The organism is Streptomyces sp. NPDC002309 (assembly GCF_053593375.1).
The window spans coordinates 22,570-38,094 of sequence record NZ_JBSFCI010000041.1; the positions used below are offsets into that span (position 1 = coordinate 22,570).

The following is a 15,525-nucleotide window of genomic DNA, read 5'->3' on the forward strand; positions in this document are numbered from 1 at the left end:
GGCCCGGCCCCCTGGACGCCGGGTACGACAACTGGGTCCGGACCTCGAAGAACAAGGTGCGAAGCTGCTCCTGGTTCCTGCATGACATGAGATCGGGAAACTCGGTGGACACCGCAGGGGCCGGCCGCGAGTGTTGACGGAATGCAGCAGGAGAAGATCTGGGACGCCGGTGCCGCTCAGCGCTATGACACGCCCGGCTCCGGAATGTTCGCGCCCGAGGTCCTGGAACCAGTCGTGGACCGTCTTGCTCAGCTCGCAGGTGGCGGAGAGGTGCTTGAGTTCGCCATCGGGACCGGCCGGGTAGCCGTCCCGCTCGCGGAGCGAGGAGTCTCCGTGACCGGCATCGAGCTGTCGCTGCCGATGCTGGAGCAACTGCGAACCAAGGCCGATGAGGCGACGATCCCCGTGATGGTCGGTGACATGGCGACCACCGTCGCACCGGGGAAGTACGCCCTCGTCTACCTCGTCTACAACACGATCTCCAACCTGCTCACCCAGGATGAGCAGGTCCAGTGCTTCCGCAACGCAGCCCGTCACCTCGTGCCCGGTGGCCGGTTCGTGATCGAGCTCTGGGTACCCGAGTTGCGCAAGCTCCCACCGGGCCGTACGGCCACCGTCTGGCAGTCCGAACCCGGCTACATCGGGTTGGACATCTACGACGTGCTCCACCAGCACGTCGTATCGCACCACTTCCGCTTCGACGAGACCCAGCAGGCGCGGCTGTTCCGCAGCCCGCATCGCTATGTCTGGCCGGCCGAACTCGACCTCATGGCCCAGCTGGCCGGATTCGAGCTGGAGACCAGGCATGCGGACTGGGCCGGGGCCGAATTCACCGCCGAGTCGAGCTCTCACGTCTCCGTCTACCGGATCCCACCCGCGGAGTGACCTCGCACGGCCGGGATCGATGCCGCGTCTGTCCCCTGCCTCACACGCGCGCCGTGACGAGGCAGAGACTCGTCTCCGCAACGACTTCCCGTCGTGGGTCACGCCGGGTGACTGCCTCGGCGAACGTCACGTGTCTGGATCGCGGACCCGGCGGCGCGGTGGTCACCACGGGTCGCGACCGGGTCGTGCGAAAGACCAGCGAGCAGTGGAAGGCACGCCAGTAGCGGATCAACCATGGATGCGGTCCGCACCACTGATCCGGAAGCGTGATGTGTGTCACTTTCCGTTCGGAGGCTCTGCTCTGAAGGGGAGCCCACCGGGTTGAGCAGTCGACGGGGTGTTTCGCCCGTACGGCCATGTTCGCTCGACACGATGGAACGACGTGACTTCTCAATTCAAGATGCGCGCTGCCTTGCCGGGCGCTGCCGTTGCCGCTGCCGGTGTGCTGGTACTCGCCGGGTGCTCCCAGAACGGCAATGCCTCACCCGACGCCGCCTCCGCGGCAGGCTCGCCGTCGGCTCCGGCAACCGCCGCCAACGGTGAACTGACGATTCCTCAGGACATCGACGAGGAGACCAAGAAGGAGTACCTCTACCAGAACGCCGTTGCCGCCTGTATGCGGGGCAAGGGCTTCACCTACACACCTCGCGTGGCGAGCGTCGAAGCAGAGCAGTTCCCGTTCGACGGTCAGGACTACGAGCTGGCGAAGGAGTACCGGGCCAAGTACGGGTACGGCGTCACCTACGCCCGGGTCGTCTACCCGAACGACGCCAATGCCATGGGCTCGCGGGCGTACACGGAGAAGTACGACACAAGTCCCGACCAGGCGTATCGGGACTCGCTCTCCCCGGCCCAGCAGCGAGCCTACGAGAAGGCGTTCGGGGAGGTGGCACTGGTGGACGGCAAGAAGACGCAGCTCCCGGGCTGCCACACGGACGCGATGGTGAAGGCGTACGGTCCCGAGAAGTCCGAGGCCGAACGTGCCCGTGAAGCGGACGCCGCCAGGGCCGCGGACCGAGCGGCGCAGCAGGCGCTCGACGGAGACCCGCAGTTGGTGTCGCTGGCCCAGGACTTCGCTTCCTGCCTGCGCGGCGAGGGGATCACCGTCACCACGACGCAGCCGACGTCCATCGGTGACATGGTGAAGTTCGCGGTGAACGGCCAGGGCGAGAATGTGGACAAGATGAGCAAGGAGACCGCGAGGGCCAAGCTGGCTCAGGAGATCAACGTCGCTTTGGCGGATCTGGAGTGCGGCAAGAAGTTCCGGGCCGCGTACTTCCCGAAGCTGGCCAAGAACCCCTTCGTCGGAGTCGGCGGATGAGCCGGGTCCGCAGCGGTTCTGTGAGCCGTGGCAGACAGGTCGTGATCATCGTCGGTGTGGTGGCCGTAGTCGGCGTGGGTGGCTGGGTCACCGGTACGCAGATGCAGTCGCCCGCCGACGCCGCGGCCGCGCACCAGCCGCCGAAGGCCGGTTCAGTGACGGTCGCGGTCGCGCGGCAGAAACTGACCGCGACCGTGGTGGCCCAGGGGACGGTGGAGTTCGGAGCACCGCAGGGCATCTCGCTGTCAGGTCCAGTGGGTTCCTCCGGGGACGACGGGATCGCGCAACGGGTGACCAAACTGCCGACCGAGGGGCAGACCCTGACCGAGGGCAGTGTCCTGATGCAGGTCAGCGGCCGCCCGGTGTTCGTGCTGCGCGGCCCGGTACCGATGTACCGCCTGCTCGGCCCGGGCAGTTCGGGTGACGACGTCCGCCAGTTGCAGAGTGCGTTGCGCAGGCTCGGTCACGACCCTGGTGCCGTCAGTGGGAACTACCGTGAGGGCACCGCGGCAGCCGTCGGCCGCTGGTACGAGAGCAAGGGGTACGCGCCGCAGAGCCCTGGTGTCGCGGATCAGCAACAACGTGCCGATCTGGAGGCGGCGGTCTCGTCCGCTCAACTGGCCCTGCTTGAACTGCGGTCGGGCGGGAGCAGCACAGACGGTGGCTCGGACGGCGGCAAAGACGGCGGTACGGAAGGCGGCACGACGTCCCCTCCGGAGTCGGGCGAGACCGAGGAACTCCGACTGCGCGCCGCCCAACAGCAGTTGGACCAGGCCAACGCGGCGCTGAACGCGTTCGAAGCCACATACGGCACCAAAGTCCCGGCGGGCGAGGTGGTTTTCCTGCCCGACCTTCCGGTGCGTGTCGACAAGGTCAAGGTGGGACTCGGCGGCTCCCTGGAAGGTGAGGTGGTCACGGTGACCTCCTCCGACGTGGTGGTGCAGGCCACGGTGCCAGGAGCGGACGGCGCCGCACTGCGCGAGGGGATGGCGGCGCGAGTCGAGACGGCGGACGGCCGCGAGGTCCGCGGTGTCGTGTCACGGATCGGCGGTGCGAGCGCCGGCCAGGGCAGTGACCGGAGCGATGACAAGGGCGGTGCCGCTTCGGGGGACGGCCAGGAGGCCGGCACGAACGAGGAGTCCGGCGGTGAGGCCGGGGACGGATCGGGCCCGGCCGACCCGACGGCTCCCGTGCCGTTGGAGATCTCCGTGCCCGATCCCGGGCCGCTGCGGAACCAATCGGGTGGGTCCGCCAAGGTGACCATCGAGGTGGGCGCCTCCGAAGAGTCGGTCCTCGTGGTGCCCCTCGCGGCGGTGCGCACGTCCACCGACGGGAAGGCCCGGGTACAGGTGCGGCGGGACGGCAGGACTGTCACCGTGCCCGTCCGCGTGGGAATCGCCGCCGCCGGACTCGTCGAGGTGACCCCGGACAGCGGTTCGCTGGACGTGGGTGACCAGGTGGTGGTCGGACGATGAGGCGACGTACCGCGGCGGCCCCGCTCGAGGAGCCACCGGACGCGGACAGCGTGATCGAACTCCGCGCGGTCTGCCGGACCTTCGACGCCGAACCGCCCGTGCGCGCGCTGCGGGACGTGGACCTGACGGTCCACCGAGGAGAGCACCTCTCGATCGTCGGCCCCTCGGGATCGGGGAAGTCCACGCTGCTGAACACCCTGGGCCTGCTCGACCGGCCGACGTCGGGGAGCTTCTGGCTGGACGGGGTGCTGACCAACGCCCTGAGCGACCTGGAACGCACCGCTCTGCGCGGAAGCCGTATCGGATTCGTCTTCCAGTCCTTCCACCTGCTGCCGTACCGGACCGTGGAGGAGAACGTCATGCTGGCCGAGGCCTACCGGGCTCCCCGGCCGGGCCGGGGGCGCCGTACCCGGGCCGCCCGGGCCCGGGAGAACCTGGCGCGGGTCGGTCTCGGGCACCGTTCCGGATTCCTGCCCGGCAGGCTGTCCGGCGGCGAGCGTCAGCGTGCGGCCATCGCCCGTGCCCTGATGGGTGAGCCGGCCCTGCTGCTGTGCGACGAACCGACCGGCAACCTCGACAGCGAGAACACCGAGTCGGTGCTGGCGCTCTTCGACGAACTGCAGTCGCAGGGCATGACACTGCTGGTCATCACCCACGACGACAACGTCAGCCGCCGCGCGACCCGGCGGGTGCGCATACGTGACGGCCGACTCGGTCAGGAGAGCGCATGAGGAGTGGTATCCGTTCCCTCAGGGATTCGGGGGAGCGGCGGCTCGGGCTCGGTGCGAAGCACCGTCGCCCGTCGTCCGTACACATCGGCGACGGTGGGGAAGCGGACGGCGCGGAAGCCGACCGCGCGGGACGGGGTCGCCGCCGCGACCGGCCAGGGCGACCGCGGATGGACCCTCGAGACCTGTGGTCGGAAGCGCTGGCGGGAGTACTCGCCCGCCCCGCGCGCTCGGCACTGACGACGTTGGGCACCGTACTCGGCATCTGCACCCTGGTCATCACGATCGGGGTGGCATCGACGGCGGCGAACCAGATCGTCGGCCGGTTCGACGCCCTCACGGCGACCTCGGTGAGTGTCAGGGTGCCGCCGCAGCGCCCCGGCGCGGACAGCCCGCCACTGGTGGACTGGGCAGGCGTCGAAGCGGTCGAACGCCTCGCCGGAGTCGTGTCGGCCGAGGCGCTCGCCGACTCCGACGGCGCCGCTCAGGTACAAGTGCGGGCCAACGACGTCGTCGCTCCGGGGGAGCTGACGTCACAGACCCTCGCGGTCGTCGCAGCCGGCCCCGGCCTGCCCGAGGCGGTCCGCGGCACGATGCTCAGCGGTCGCTTCTACGACGTGGGTGACATCGACCGCCACGACCGGGTGGCCGTCCTGGGGGACCAGGCAGCCCGGCTGCTCGGCATCAGCGACCTCCGGCACGCGCCCGCCGTCTTCTTCCGCGGCCATTCCTTCACCGTGATCGGCGTGCTCGGCGGCATCCAGCGCGAGCACCGCCTGTCCACGTCGGTGATCCTGCCGCCGACCACGGCGGCGGACCGGATGGACCTGGCGCATGTGACCCAGGTCCTGGTCAACACCTCGGTCGGTGCCGCCCAGCAGGTCGCCCGGCAGGCGCCGATCGCCCTGTCCCCCGGGAACGAGGACGCACTCACCGTGGTCGCCCCGCCGGATCTGTCCAAAGCCAGGAAGAGCGTCCAGGGCGACGTCAACGGGCTGTTCCTGGTGCTCGGACTCGTTTCGCTCGTCGTCGGGGCCATCGGCATCGCCAATGTGACCCTGGTCACGGTGGTGGAACGGACCGGCGAGATCGGGCTACGGCGCGCCCTGGGCGCGTCCAGGCGCCAGGTGGCAGGTCAGTTCCTCGCGGAATCGACCATGATCGGCCTCCTGGGCGGGGTCATCGGCGCGGCCCTCGGCATCGTCGCAGTGGTCTGCGTCGCCGGCGTCAGGGAATGGACCCCCGTGCTCGACCTGCGCCTCGCCTTCGGCGCCCCGGTGGCCGGGGCTCTCGTCGGACTCCTCGCGGGTCTCTATCCCGCACTGCGCGCCGCCCGGATGGAACCCGTGGACGCACTGCGGGCAGCCTCGTGACCCGCTACGCACAGGCCCGGACGCGCCGCCGAGCGCGCGCACGGGTGCCGGCGCATCGCGATCCGGAGACCGCGGCAGGCTTTCAGGGACCCCTCGCGCCTCTGCCGGTCGGAGTGGACTCCGGGCGTCGGAACTCTGTGAGGTGCGCCATAGCGGGCAACATCTCGGGCGCCCGAAACGGTTCAGTTTGTGTGAGAGCACCCGGCGCACAGGAACACACGGTACGAGGACGGCATGCGAAGCGGTTGGACGGAGTTCGAGGAGTTCGTGGCCCAGTGCGGACCGCGACTGCTTCGCTCGGCCTGGCTGCTTACCGGCGACCGGCACCTCGCCGAGGATCTGCTGCAGACCGCCCTGGCCCGCAGCTGGCCGAAGTGGCGGCGCATCCAAGACGAACACCCCGAGGCATATGTGCGACGGGTGATGATCAACGTGCACGCCTCCTGGTGGCGGCGGCGCTGGCGCGGGGAGGTACCGCACGAGTCGCTGCCCGAGTCCGCGGTGCCGGGGGACCGGTACGGGGAAGTGGATCTCGAACGCACGGTCCGGGAGGCGCTGCGACGGCTGCCGGCGCGCCAGCGGGCCGTGGTGGTGCTGCGCTATCTGGAGGACCGAAGCGTCGAGGAGACCGCCGCGCTGCTGAACTGCTCTACCGGAACGGTCAGGAGCCAGTCGGCCAAGGCCCTGCGTACGCTGCGTGGCGCGCTGCCGAGTACCGTCGGTCTGCGGGGGTGATCAGGTGAGTGACGGCATGGACGAGCCCGGGCCGGAGATCGAGACGCTCCGAGCAGCGCTGCTGGATCGACCGGTCGATCTTCCGGCACCGCCCGACCGCATGGCAGCGGTACGCAACCGGTTCCGCCGCACCCGGCGGCTGCGCGTCGCGGCGACCGCGGTGCCACTGGCACTGCTGGCGGCCGTGTTCCTGCCACAGCAACTGGCTGCTCCGGACCGGACCGCCGACGTAGCCGGTCCGGCGGCCGCACCGACCTCGTCACCGGATCCGACGAGCCTGCAGAACCTCTACGGCCTGCAACTGCCCGTTCCACCGCACTGGAGCCAGCTCACCGTCCCCTCACAGCGCGACCGAGCCTCTTCCGTGCGCTTCATCTCCACCGGTCCCCTCAGCACGCCGACGAAGTCGTGCCCCGACCTCCGGCCGGACGACTGGAGCGACCCGGACTGCCTGCCTGTCTCCGGCCGCACCCTCGGAGCCCTCGTAGCCTTTCAGGTCGAGGACGACCCAGTGGCGGCAGCCAAGGCCGGGCGCCACACCGCGCCGCAGGTGGTCGCACCTTCTCCCGCCTGCCGATCCCTGGCCGGGACGAAAATGTACAAGGTGCAGCGGTCCGGAGGCGATCAGCATCCGAACGCCGTGCTCACCGGTCTGGCCTGTGTGGGCGAGCTCAGTCCGGAGGCCGGCTCCGTGCTGATCTCCATCCTCGACAAGGGCGTCATTCTTTAGCCGCACCCTGGCCCCTGCGCTGTGGCGGTTCCGGCGACCGCCGGCGCGCCGACAGCACCTGTGGCGTGCCTTCGCGTGCGATCACGCCGCGAGCGCACGCGGGATCTGTCAACGACGTCTGCGCATGGCTGAAGCAGCGTTCGTATTTCTTCCCTCTGAAAAGGCAGTGATATTTCCGATGGTCGGACCACACGGGCACACCTCGTCCGCTCCCGCCGTCGCCGGGGTGCTCGCTTCGCCGACGGCGGCCGACGAGAAAGATGCGGCGCTGCCGGACCACGTCAACGGCGTGTGCGAGGGCGATCCTGCCGGAGTGGATCGCCGTGGGTAACCGAGTCGCACGTCGGAGCAGGCAGGGAAAGCGTCGCCGCAGAGCCTCTCACCGCTCCCTCGGCAGCCGGATCGCTCTCACCGCGGTCGTGGTGGGCGCGATCGTCGGAGGAGGCGCTCTGGCCGTACGGTACGCCACCGAGCCCGGCGCCGAGACGGCGGCCGGGGGTGTCCAAGCGCTTTCGGTGCCGGATGTGCCGTCTCCGTCCCAGAAGAGCAGGCGTTCCACGAGCCCCTCACTCAAGCCGTCACATCCGGCCAGGAGCTCTGGGCCGGCGTCGGCGCCGACGCCCGAGATTCCGGTCGCGGGACCCGGCACGTTCACCACGGCACAGTCATCCGGCAGTCCGGTGGGTTCGGGTCCGCTGCGCCGCTACCGCGTGCAGGTCGAGGACGGCATCGACATATCGGCCGAGGAGGCTGCAGCGGAGATCGAGACGATCCTCGCCCACGAGCGCAGCTGGGCCGCCCATGGCCGTGGTTCGTTCCAACTGGTCCCGTCCCAAGCCGACTTCACCATCAAGATCGCCACACCCGCCACCGCAGACCGGCTCTGCCTGGCACAGGGTCTCGACACCCGGGGCGAACTGAACTGTGAGACATCCGAAGGTGTCGTGGTGAACCTGCGCCGATGGGCACAGGGTTCGCCGCAGTTCGACGGCACTCCGGCGGAATACCGTCACCTGATCATCAACCATGAGGTCGGCCATGAGATCGGTATGCGCACGCACCTGGGCTGCTCAGGCCCGGGGCGGCTCGCGCCGGTGATGATGCAGCAGATCAAGGGGCTGAACGGCTGTCTGTCGAATGCCTGGCCGTACGATGCGGACGGCGGTTACATCTCGGGTCCGACCGTGTACTGACGTTGCCGTGCCGGCTGACCAGCAGGCGGAGATCGACACCCTGCTGACCGTGTTCGCCGCCGCTTGATCCCGTCTGTTCGGCGGAACCACCTGGCAATCGGCTGCCGCTCGACGAGGTGAGCACCTGAGGCGTCCACACGGGCGGGTGCGGGCGCATGACCGGACCGGCGGCGGGCGGCACTCCCCTTTCGCCTTGCGGCACGGGTCACTGCCCTTCGGACATCGGCGTGCGCTCCAGAGGCATCGTCTGACGGCGCGCGTGCGGACAGCGTCGACGGAGTCAGCGCAGGAGCGATCACGGTAGGTAGAGGACAGCCGGCCTCGTCATGGTCGCGGCCAGGTCTCGCCGCGAACATCCTGTGACGCGGGAACAGCAGTGGGGGCCCGCCGGAAGGTTCCGGCGGGCCCCCACTGCTGGTGGTGTCTACTTGAGGAGGTAGGCCTTGATCACGGTCTGCTTGAAGGAGTTGCCCGCGGCGTCCTTCACGTAGGTGCGCAGCGAGACCGAGCCGCCCGAGGAGCGGTGCGGGTGGTCCACGGTCACGGTCCGCTTCATGCCGGAGCCCTTGACCTTGGCCGTCCGCCAGGTCTTGCCCCCGTCGTAGGAGACCTCGGTGGTGAAGGTACGGATCGACGACTCGGTGGCGCCGACCGCGCGCTGGATCAGGACCGGGATGTCGAACTTGCGCCCGTCCTTGGCCCGGTTCCACTCGTCCAGCTCGGGCGCCATGCGCACGGCGTACAGCGGCAGCGCCTTGCGTTCCGTCGCGGTCTGCGACCGGAACCGCCATTCCGCCCGCAGGTCCGTGGAGACGGAGCTGACGGGGGAGAGGTCGCGCTTCTGCTGGAACGTCAGGCGGTAGTCGGCCGGGGTGGCGTCGGTCGGTACCGCCGCGTAGCCCCACTGGTACGGGACCAGTTCGCCGTTGCGGCGCAGCTCGTACTCGGGATTGCTGCCGGTCGACGTTCCCGCCACCAGGTCGAGGTTGCCGTTGGCGGCGTCCTGGATGGCGAACCACATGTCGTCGCCCTCACGGTAGATGTCCACGCCCTCGGGGGAGAAGCCCATGGCCTGCACACCCTGGTTCCAGCGCTCCTCGACCCTGGCGCCTGCCTTGTAGCCGTGCAGGGTGCCGAGGTAGCTCTGTCCGCGGGGGCTGTTCGGGTCGAAGATGTTCCACTGGTCGAAGGCGGTCTGCCAGCGCAGGCCGTCGGCCGCCGAGAAGTAGTCGACCCGCCGGTTCGGGACCGGGAGCCGGTCCATTCTGTGCGAGGCGAAACGAACGTTGTCGACGTGCATGTAGATGAAGCGGTATGCGGTGGTCCCCGGTGCGGTGGCGGCGAACGAGGTGGTCACCTTGGCCAGCTCCGACGTACGGGGCCGGTAGGACGGGTCCGCCGGGATGCCGCCGTGTACCGGCCTGGTGAGGTAGTAGACCGACGACGGGTTCGCGCCGTCGGCGGCGGGCTCAGCCCAGATGCTGCTGACCAGGTAGGTGAACTTCGAGTTCTTGACCTTCGCGCTCGGCGCCGCGTACAGGCCCTCGACGCGGTCTCCGCCGATCGCGCCGGGCATGTTGACGGAGAACAGGTGGTCGGACAGGCCGATCGTGCCGAACTCGTTGGAGAGCATCCGGGCCGAGCGGCTCGGGGCCGAGATGGTGACGGGCTTGGCCTGCCGGGCGTCGATGGCCGCGACCCGGTCGGTGGTCATCACGACCTCCGGCACACCGACTATGGTGCCCTCGGTGTACGCCTCGTCGAAGAGGAAGCCGCCCACGGAGTAGGTCTTGCCCTTGGGCAGCCTCAGCACGGTGCCGCTCTTGCCGTGCAGCTCCACCTCGTAGGACTGGCGGTCGTTCGAGTTGACGATCAGGTAGGCGTGGTCGGGGGCTCGGCCCGAGCGGTCCTTCACACTGAGGCGGAGGTCGTACGCCGGCTGCTCGACGTCCATACCGAGCGGAGTACGCACCGAGATCGACTCGTCCGCGGTGGAGGCGATGACCACACCGCTGTACGCCGCAGGGGTCGTGGCGATCTCCGGGGTGGCCGTAAGGGTGACGTCCGCGGTGCCGTGCGCGGGCACGGTGACCTTGTCGGCGCTGAGGCGGAACAGACCCGCCGGTGCGGGCTTGCCCGATGGGTAGCTCGCCTTGAGCCCGAGGCCGAGCGTGACCGGCTCACTGCCCGGGTTCCGGTAGGTCAGCGTCTTGTTCACCGGCGGCCGCCCGCCGTCGTTCCAGCGGATCTGCCCGAAGGACAGTCCGGTGGGCTCGGCGGTGACCTGCTGGCCGACCGCCCGCGCGACGTCGACGCGTCCGGCGCCCTGATGGTAGGCGCCGCGTTCGGAGCCGCCGGTCGTGGTCTGCATCAGCTGACGCTTGACCTGCTCCGGGGTCCAGTCGGGGTGCTGCTGGAAGAGGATGGCGGCGGCACCGGCGACGTGCGGCGTGGCCATCGACGTGCCGGACATGCCGATGTAGCCGTCGTCAGCGGTGGTGCCGCCCGCCTTGGCGGCGACGACGCCGACACCGGGGGCGACCAGGTCGGGCTTGAGGCCGGAGTCGCCCACCCGGGGACCGAGCGCGGTGAAGAAGGCGAGCTCGTCGTTGATCTCGGTGGCGCCGACGGCCAGCGCGCCCTCGGCGGACGCGGGCGAGTTGACCTTGCCGGGACCGTTGTTGCCGGCCGCGGCCACGACCAGGACACCGTGCTCACGGGTCACGGTCTCGACCATGGCCTCGATGACGTCGGTCTCCGGGGTGTCGGTGTCGCCAAGGCTCAGGTTGATCACCTTGGCGCCCTGCTCGGCCGCCCAGGCCATACCTTCGACGATGTCGGAGTTGTCGCACGATCCGTTCGCGGTGCACACCTTGCCGGACAGGATCCGCGCACCGGGCGCCACGCCCTTGTACGCGCCGCCGGAGGCCGCGCCGGAACCCGCGACGGTCGAGGTCACATGGGTGCCGTGGCCGTGAGTGTCATCAGTGTTCGGCTCGGTGGTGAAGTTGGCCGCTTCGACGACGAGACCCTTGAGATCAGGGTGGTTCGGGTCGTAACCGGTGTCGAGCACCGCGACCTTGACCCCGTCGCCCTTGTAACCCTTCTCCCAGGCCTGTGGCGCGCCGATGTGCGCCACCGTCCGATCGAGCTGGACCTTGGAGCGGCCGTCGAGCCACACCCGCTGGACACCGGCCCCGAAGGCCCCGGCGCCGGCCTCGGCGGGGGCGATGCTCCTCCAGAACTCCGCGGCGTTGTCGCGGTGTTCGCGCAGGGTTGCGAACGGGGTCCCGGAGATGGTGCGGACCTTGTCGGCGCCGGCCGTGGTCAGCCGGCGTTCGGCGGAGGCCGCCGCCCCCGCGTACTCGACGATCAGCGGCAGGCTCGCCCGGTCCGCGTACTTCTCCTCGACCAGGGCCGAGACGTTGAACAGGGCCTTGTCGAGGCGGTCCGCCGTCAGCAGCGGAAGCGCGTCGACGGGTATCACCGTCCACTCGCCACGGTCCTGACGCTTCAGGAACTTGATGTGCTCGCGGCCCTTGGCCGGTTCCACCGAGAGACTCTCCCGGCCGGCCGGGTCCTTCTCCACAGTGACCCGGTCACCCGTGATCAGGGTGACGTGCCGCCCAGTGAATCGGGGCTTCTCGGCGCCCTTGCTCCGAGTCGCCGAGTCGGTCTGCTCGGCGGTCCGGTCGGCCTCGTGGGCCACACCGGGAGTGGCGGTCATCCCTGCCAGCAGCGCTGCGAGAGCGGCCACCGCCACATACCGCGGCCGGGATCTGTGGACCCTCGGACGCTCCCTGTCGGTCACATGTCTCATGGGCGGCCAGCGTGGCGTCACCAAGGGCGTAGGTCAGCACCTCCCGCGTGTCCAACCGGCGACAAGTCACCTCTCCGCCAGGGGCGATAAGAGGACGAACGACTTCGACTGGCGACGAACTCGACGGTGGGGCCCGGGAGGGCAGAAGCGCCCGCCGGATGGATCCGGGCGGGCCGAGAACTGTGGCTCGCCGTCGATGACCCGCGACACCGTGGACTTGGACGCGAGGGTGCGGGCAAGCTGTCGCGGAAGGATCAGCCGGTGGCCGTTCTCATCTCCGGACCCTCACTCCGGCGCCGGGCCGAACGCCCGGATCCAGCGGGAGCCCGTACACCACTTCCACGGACGCAACCACCGTGGTCGAATTCGCTCGGCCGCATCACGGCAGCGCATCCACCACGCACCGTCCTTCCAGGGCCACCAGGATCGCGGCATACGAGTCGCCCGTGCCCAGCGGGAGTCCTCGACTCCGAGGCCCGCACGCTGGACCGGGCAACTCCAGGAATAGCAAGGAGGTGGCCCCGTTGCCCGTCAGCGGGGCAGGATCAGCCCTGTGATGCGCCACGCCCATGAGGATCCCGAACTGCTGGCTCTGGTCCGCCGCTACGTCATGCCCGAGCGGCGCTACCTGAAGCTCAGCGGCAGCCTGCTGCGCATGCGGAGTCCTGAGTACGACCGCTTCGTGCGAAGGCTGAGCGAGGACTCGAAAGCCATCACCGCGGCCGAGATCGCCACCCTTCTTGAGGGCGGATGGCGGGAGCGGAGGACTGCGGCATGGCTCGTGGCCGTCTCTGGCCGAACCGAGTTCCGAGAGCGTCTCGGGGAACTGCTGCTGGCCAGCGAGGTCTGCTGCGCTGGTCTGGCCTATTGCGTGGCCCTGGCAAGTTTCGGAACACGGCACGACTCTGAACTACTGGTCGCCTACCTTGATCGCTATCTCCGCCGACCCGACCTCGCGTACGACCAGACGGTCGCCATGGGCGCTCTCTTGTTCATCGACCTGAATCTCCAGGGTGCCCAAGCTGCCCGATTCCTGGGCCCCGGCTCCCTGTGGCAACGGTGGCTGCAGGATGCGCCTCACATGCGAGGCAGCACAGACCCGTCCCCGTCTTCCCTGAGCCTGATGCGTCGGCTCTGCGCCGTCGTGGATGAGTGCGCCAAGACGAGTTGACGTCACCGCTCTCGGCGAGCTGGACTCATTCGCTCTGATCTACAGGGCAGTTCGATGCGCCGCTCCGGTGAATTCGAGGCCGCGTCCTGCGGTCGTCGCCCGGGCCGTTTGGTCCAGGGGAAGCCGCGGCACATGCCATCTCTCGTCAGCGAGTTCAGACGGGAACGGACGCGGGCGCCGGTGCGTCGCTCGTCTCCTCAGGGACCGCGCCGTCTGACGGCCCGCAGGCGTCAGTGGATCTGCGTCAGGCGGAATGTACCGTCGCCGTCAGAGACGGCATGCCCCGCGGTGGGCCCGGGGAAGTGGGTACCGATGAGCAGCGTTCCGGTGTCTGCCAGTTCGTCGAGCATCGTGCGTCTGGTCGCGACCGCCAGGTCAGGATCGTGGTCTCCGGCGGACGTCCACTCGGGGTGCGCCAGTTGGACCGGGTGGTGGATGAAGTCACCGGTGATGAGGGCCCGTTCTCCTTGGGACTCGATCAGAACGCTCGTGTGACCCGGGGTGTGACCTGGGGTCGGAATCAGCCGTATCTCAGGAGTGATGCGTACGTCCGCCGCGACGAGGTCGACGAGCCCGGCCTCGACCAGGGGCGTCACCGAATCCGCGAAGAGCTCGTCGGTTCCGTGGCCCTCAGCAGCCTGGGCGTGCGCGAACTCCTCACGGACGAAAAGGTGCCGGGCGTTGGGAAACGTCGGAACCCAGGACCCCTCGACCCATCTGGTGTCCCAGCCCGCGTGATCGACATGGAGATGTGTGCACAGCACGGTGTCGATGGTCTCGGGTGGGAATCCGGCCTCGGTCAGGTCGCGCAGGAAGCTCCCGGTCATGCCGTTCCACGCGGGGACGGGCCGCCCTTGTTTGTCGTTCCCCAGTCCGGTGTCGACGAGGATCCGCCGCGTGGGCGTCACCACCACGAGGGCGTGGACGCTGGTCCTGAGCAGGCCCTCCTCCGTGGCGAAGTCGGGGCGCAGCCACGGCACCGCCCGCACGGCCCGCGGAGTGGCCTCCGGGAGCATCAGTTCGGTGTCGCCGGTCGACTCCAACTCGGTGATCTTCGTGATGGCGATGTCACCGATGGTGAACGCGTTCATCCGGCCGGCTCCTGTTCCGCAAGGTCCTGGTCCCATGCTCGGACCCTATCTTTTCGCTGATCTCAATTCAATGAATTGAATTCAATCACTTCTCGTGCGGAGATCGACCGTCGTCCGTGATCACCCTTGCGCTACCCTGGCACCGCGATTCACCTGGACCACCTGGAGAAAGCCGTGACGCAGCCGGGGAGCGACAAACCGCCGACCCGGCGGCAGATGGCCGCCGAGGCGACCCGCGGAAGGATCCTCACGGCTGCTCTCGACGCCTTCTCGAACCGGCCCTACGCCGCAGTCACCGTCAGCGAGATCGCCCGGTCCGCCGGGGTCGCGCAAGGGCTGCTGTCACACCACTTCGCCGGCAAGGAAGGCCTCTACGTCGCGGTGGTGCACGAGGCCGACGCCCGGCTCCGGACCGCGCAGGGGGCCGGCGTCGCCGGCGAAGCCCCGCCCGTCACCCGTCTTCGCCAACGTTTTCGTGCACACGCCGAGTTCCTCGCGCTGCACGAAGGGCTGGCGGTCCACCTGATCCTGCGGCGAGCAGGGGCCACCGAAGTGGCCTGGGAGGCTTTCGAGTCGACGCGTCGGCAAGGGGTACGGGAACTCTGCCGCCTGCTCGATCTCGACGCGGAGGCGCCCGCCGTCCAGTTGCCGATGCGGGCGTTCGCCGCCGCCGTCGACGACCTCACCCTGAACTGGCTGCTGGGCGGACGCCCCTTCACGGTCGACGTGCTGGTCGACACGCTCGTCGACCTGCTGTCCGGAGCGCTCCGTGCCGCGCGCCGGCTTGCGCCCGACGCGGGCCTGGACGCCACGCTCGCCTGCCTTGAAGACCGGGAGCACTGAACCCAGTTGCCTCCATCGGTGACTGGACCCGGGTCTGCCCCGTCCTCCCGAAATATCCTGGGCATTCCCGGTCAGCCACCGTACGCCGACGTGTGACTCAAGGCTCTCGTCGGCCAGTGAGCATCACTGTCGGACCGTGAGCGCGGAACCGCCAGTCGGC

12 protein-coding genes are annotated in these 15,525 nt (G+C 69.2%); 10 read left to right on the top strand and 2 right to left on the bottom strand.

What is annotated here, in order from left to right:
• Window positions 1-141 precede the first annotated feature (141 nt).
• The 8 genes from ACWCPM_RS28375 to ACWCPM_RS28410 all read left to right on the top strand — a co-directional run bounded on the left by ACWCPM_RS28375 (window position 142) and on the right by ACWCPM_RS28410 (window position 8,440).
• The gene (locus ACWCPM_RS28375; RefSeq protein WP_450979101.1) at window positions 142-885 is read left to right on the top strand and encodes a class I SAM-dependent methyltransferase; all 744 of its coding nucleotides are present in this window, start codon (window positions 142-144) and stop codon (window positions 883-885) included.
• Window positions 886-1,267: 382 nt separating this feature from the next.
• Window positions 1,268-2,206: a hypothetical protein gene (locus ACWCPM_RS28380; protein ID WP_450979102.1), complete on the top strand. Its 939-nt coding sequence runs from the start codon at window positions 1,268-1,270 to the stop codon at window positions 2,204-2,206.
• Between the two features lie 20 nt (window positions 2,207-2,226).
• Entirely contained in the window at window positions 2,227-3,681 is a 1,455-nt protein-coding gene (locus ACWCPM_RS28385) for a peptidoglycan-binding protein (protein WP_450979103.1), read from the top strand.
• A complete protein-coding gene (locus tag ACWCPM_RS28390; protein ID WP_450979104.1) occupies window positions 3,678-4,412 on the top strand; it encodes an ABC transporter ATP-binding protein in 735 nt (244 codons plus the stop codon). Before ACWCPM_RS28385 ends, ACWCPM_RS28390 begins: the two co-directional genes overlap by 4 nt.
• A gap of 167 nt (window positions 4,413-4,579) precedes the next feature.
• Window positions 4,580-5,782 (top strand): ABC transporter permease, encoded by a 1,203-nt coding sequence (locus ACWCPM_RS28395; protein ID WP_450979105.1) that lies wholly within the window; start codon window positions 4,580-4,582, stop codon window positions 5,780-5,782.
• A gap of 234 nt (window positions 5,783-6,016) precedes the next feature.
• Window positions 6,017-6,517: a SigE family RNA polymerase sigma factor gene (locus ACWCPM_RS28400; protein WP_450979106.1), complete on the top strand. Its 501-nt coding sequence runs from the start codon at window positions 6,017-6,019 to the stop codon at window positions 6,515-6,517.
• A 16-nt stretch (window positions 6,518-6,533) separates the two neighbouring features.
• Window positions 6,534-7,247, top strand: a complete 714-nt coding sequence (locus ACWCPM_RS28405) for a hypothetical protein (RefSeq protein ID WP_450979107.1) — start codon at window positions 6,534-6,536, stop codon at window positions 7,245-7,247.
• 422 nt (window positions 7,248-7,669) lie between these two features.
• Window positions 7,670-8,440, top strand: coding sequence for a DUF3152 domain-containing protein (locus tag ACWCPM_RS28410; RefSeq protein ID WP_450979108.1), 771 nt, complete (start codon window positions 7,670-7,672; stop codon window positions 8,438-8,440).
• Between the two features lie 424 nt (window positions 8,441-8,864).
• Here the strand turns inward: ACWCPM_RS28410 and ACWCPM_RS28415 are convergent, their stop codons facing one another.
• Complete coding sequence (locus ACWCPM_RS28415; RefSeq protein ID WP_450979109.1) at window positions 8,865-12,197, bottom strand: S8 family peptidase; 3,333 nt, start codon at window positions 12,195-12,197, stop codon at window positions 8,865-8,867.
• Between the two features lie 619 nt (window positions 12,198-12,816).
• Between ACWCPM_RS28415 and ACWCPM_RS28420 the strand changes: the two genes are divergently transcribed.
• On the top strand, window positions 12,817-13,431 hold the full coding sequence (locus tag ACWCPM_RS28420; RefSeq protein WP_450979110.1) for a DUF6000 family protein: 615 nt from the start codon (window positions 12,817-12,819) through the stop codon (window positions 13,429-13,431).
• A gap of 230 nt (window positions 13,432-13,661) precedes the next feature.
• On the opposite strand, the gene ACWCPM_RS28425 is transcribed toward ACWCPM_RS28420, so the two are convergent.
• Window positions 13,662-14,522 carry an MBL fold metallo-hydrolase gene (locus ACWCPM_RS28425; RefSeq protein WP_450979111.1) on the bottom strand — a complete coding sequence of 287 codons (861 nt, stop codon included), beginning with the start codon at window positions 14,520-14,522 and terminating at the stop codon, window positions 13,662-13,664.
• Between the two features lie 216 nt (window positions 14,523-14,738).
• Here ACWCPM_RS28425 and ACWCPM_RS28430 point away from each other — a divergent pair, with 216 nt between their 5' ends.
• Window positions 14,739-15,365, top strand: coding sequence for a TetR/AcrR family transcriptional regulator (locus ACWCPM_RS28430; protein ID WP_450979112.1), 627 nt, complete (start codon window positions 14,739-14,741; stop codon window positions 15,363-15,365).
• Window positions 15,366-15,525: the final 160 nt, after the last annotated feature.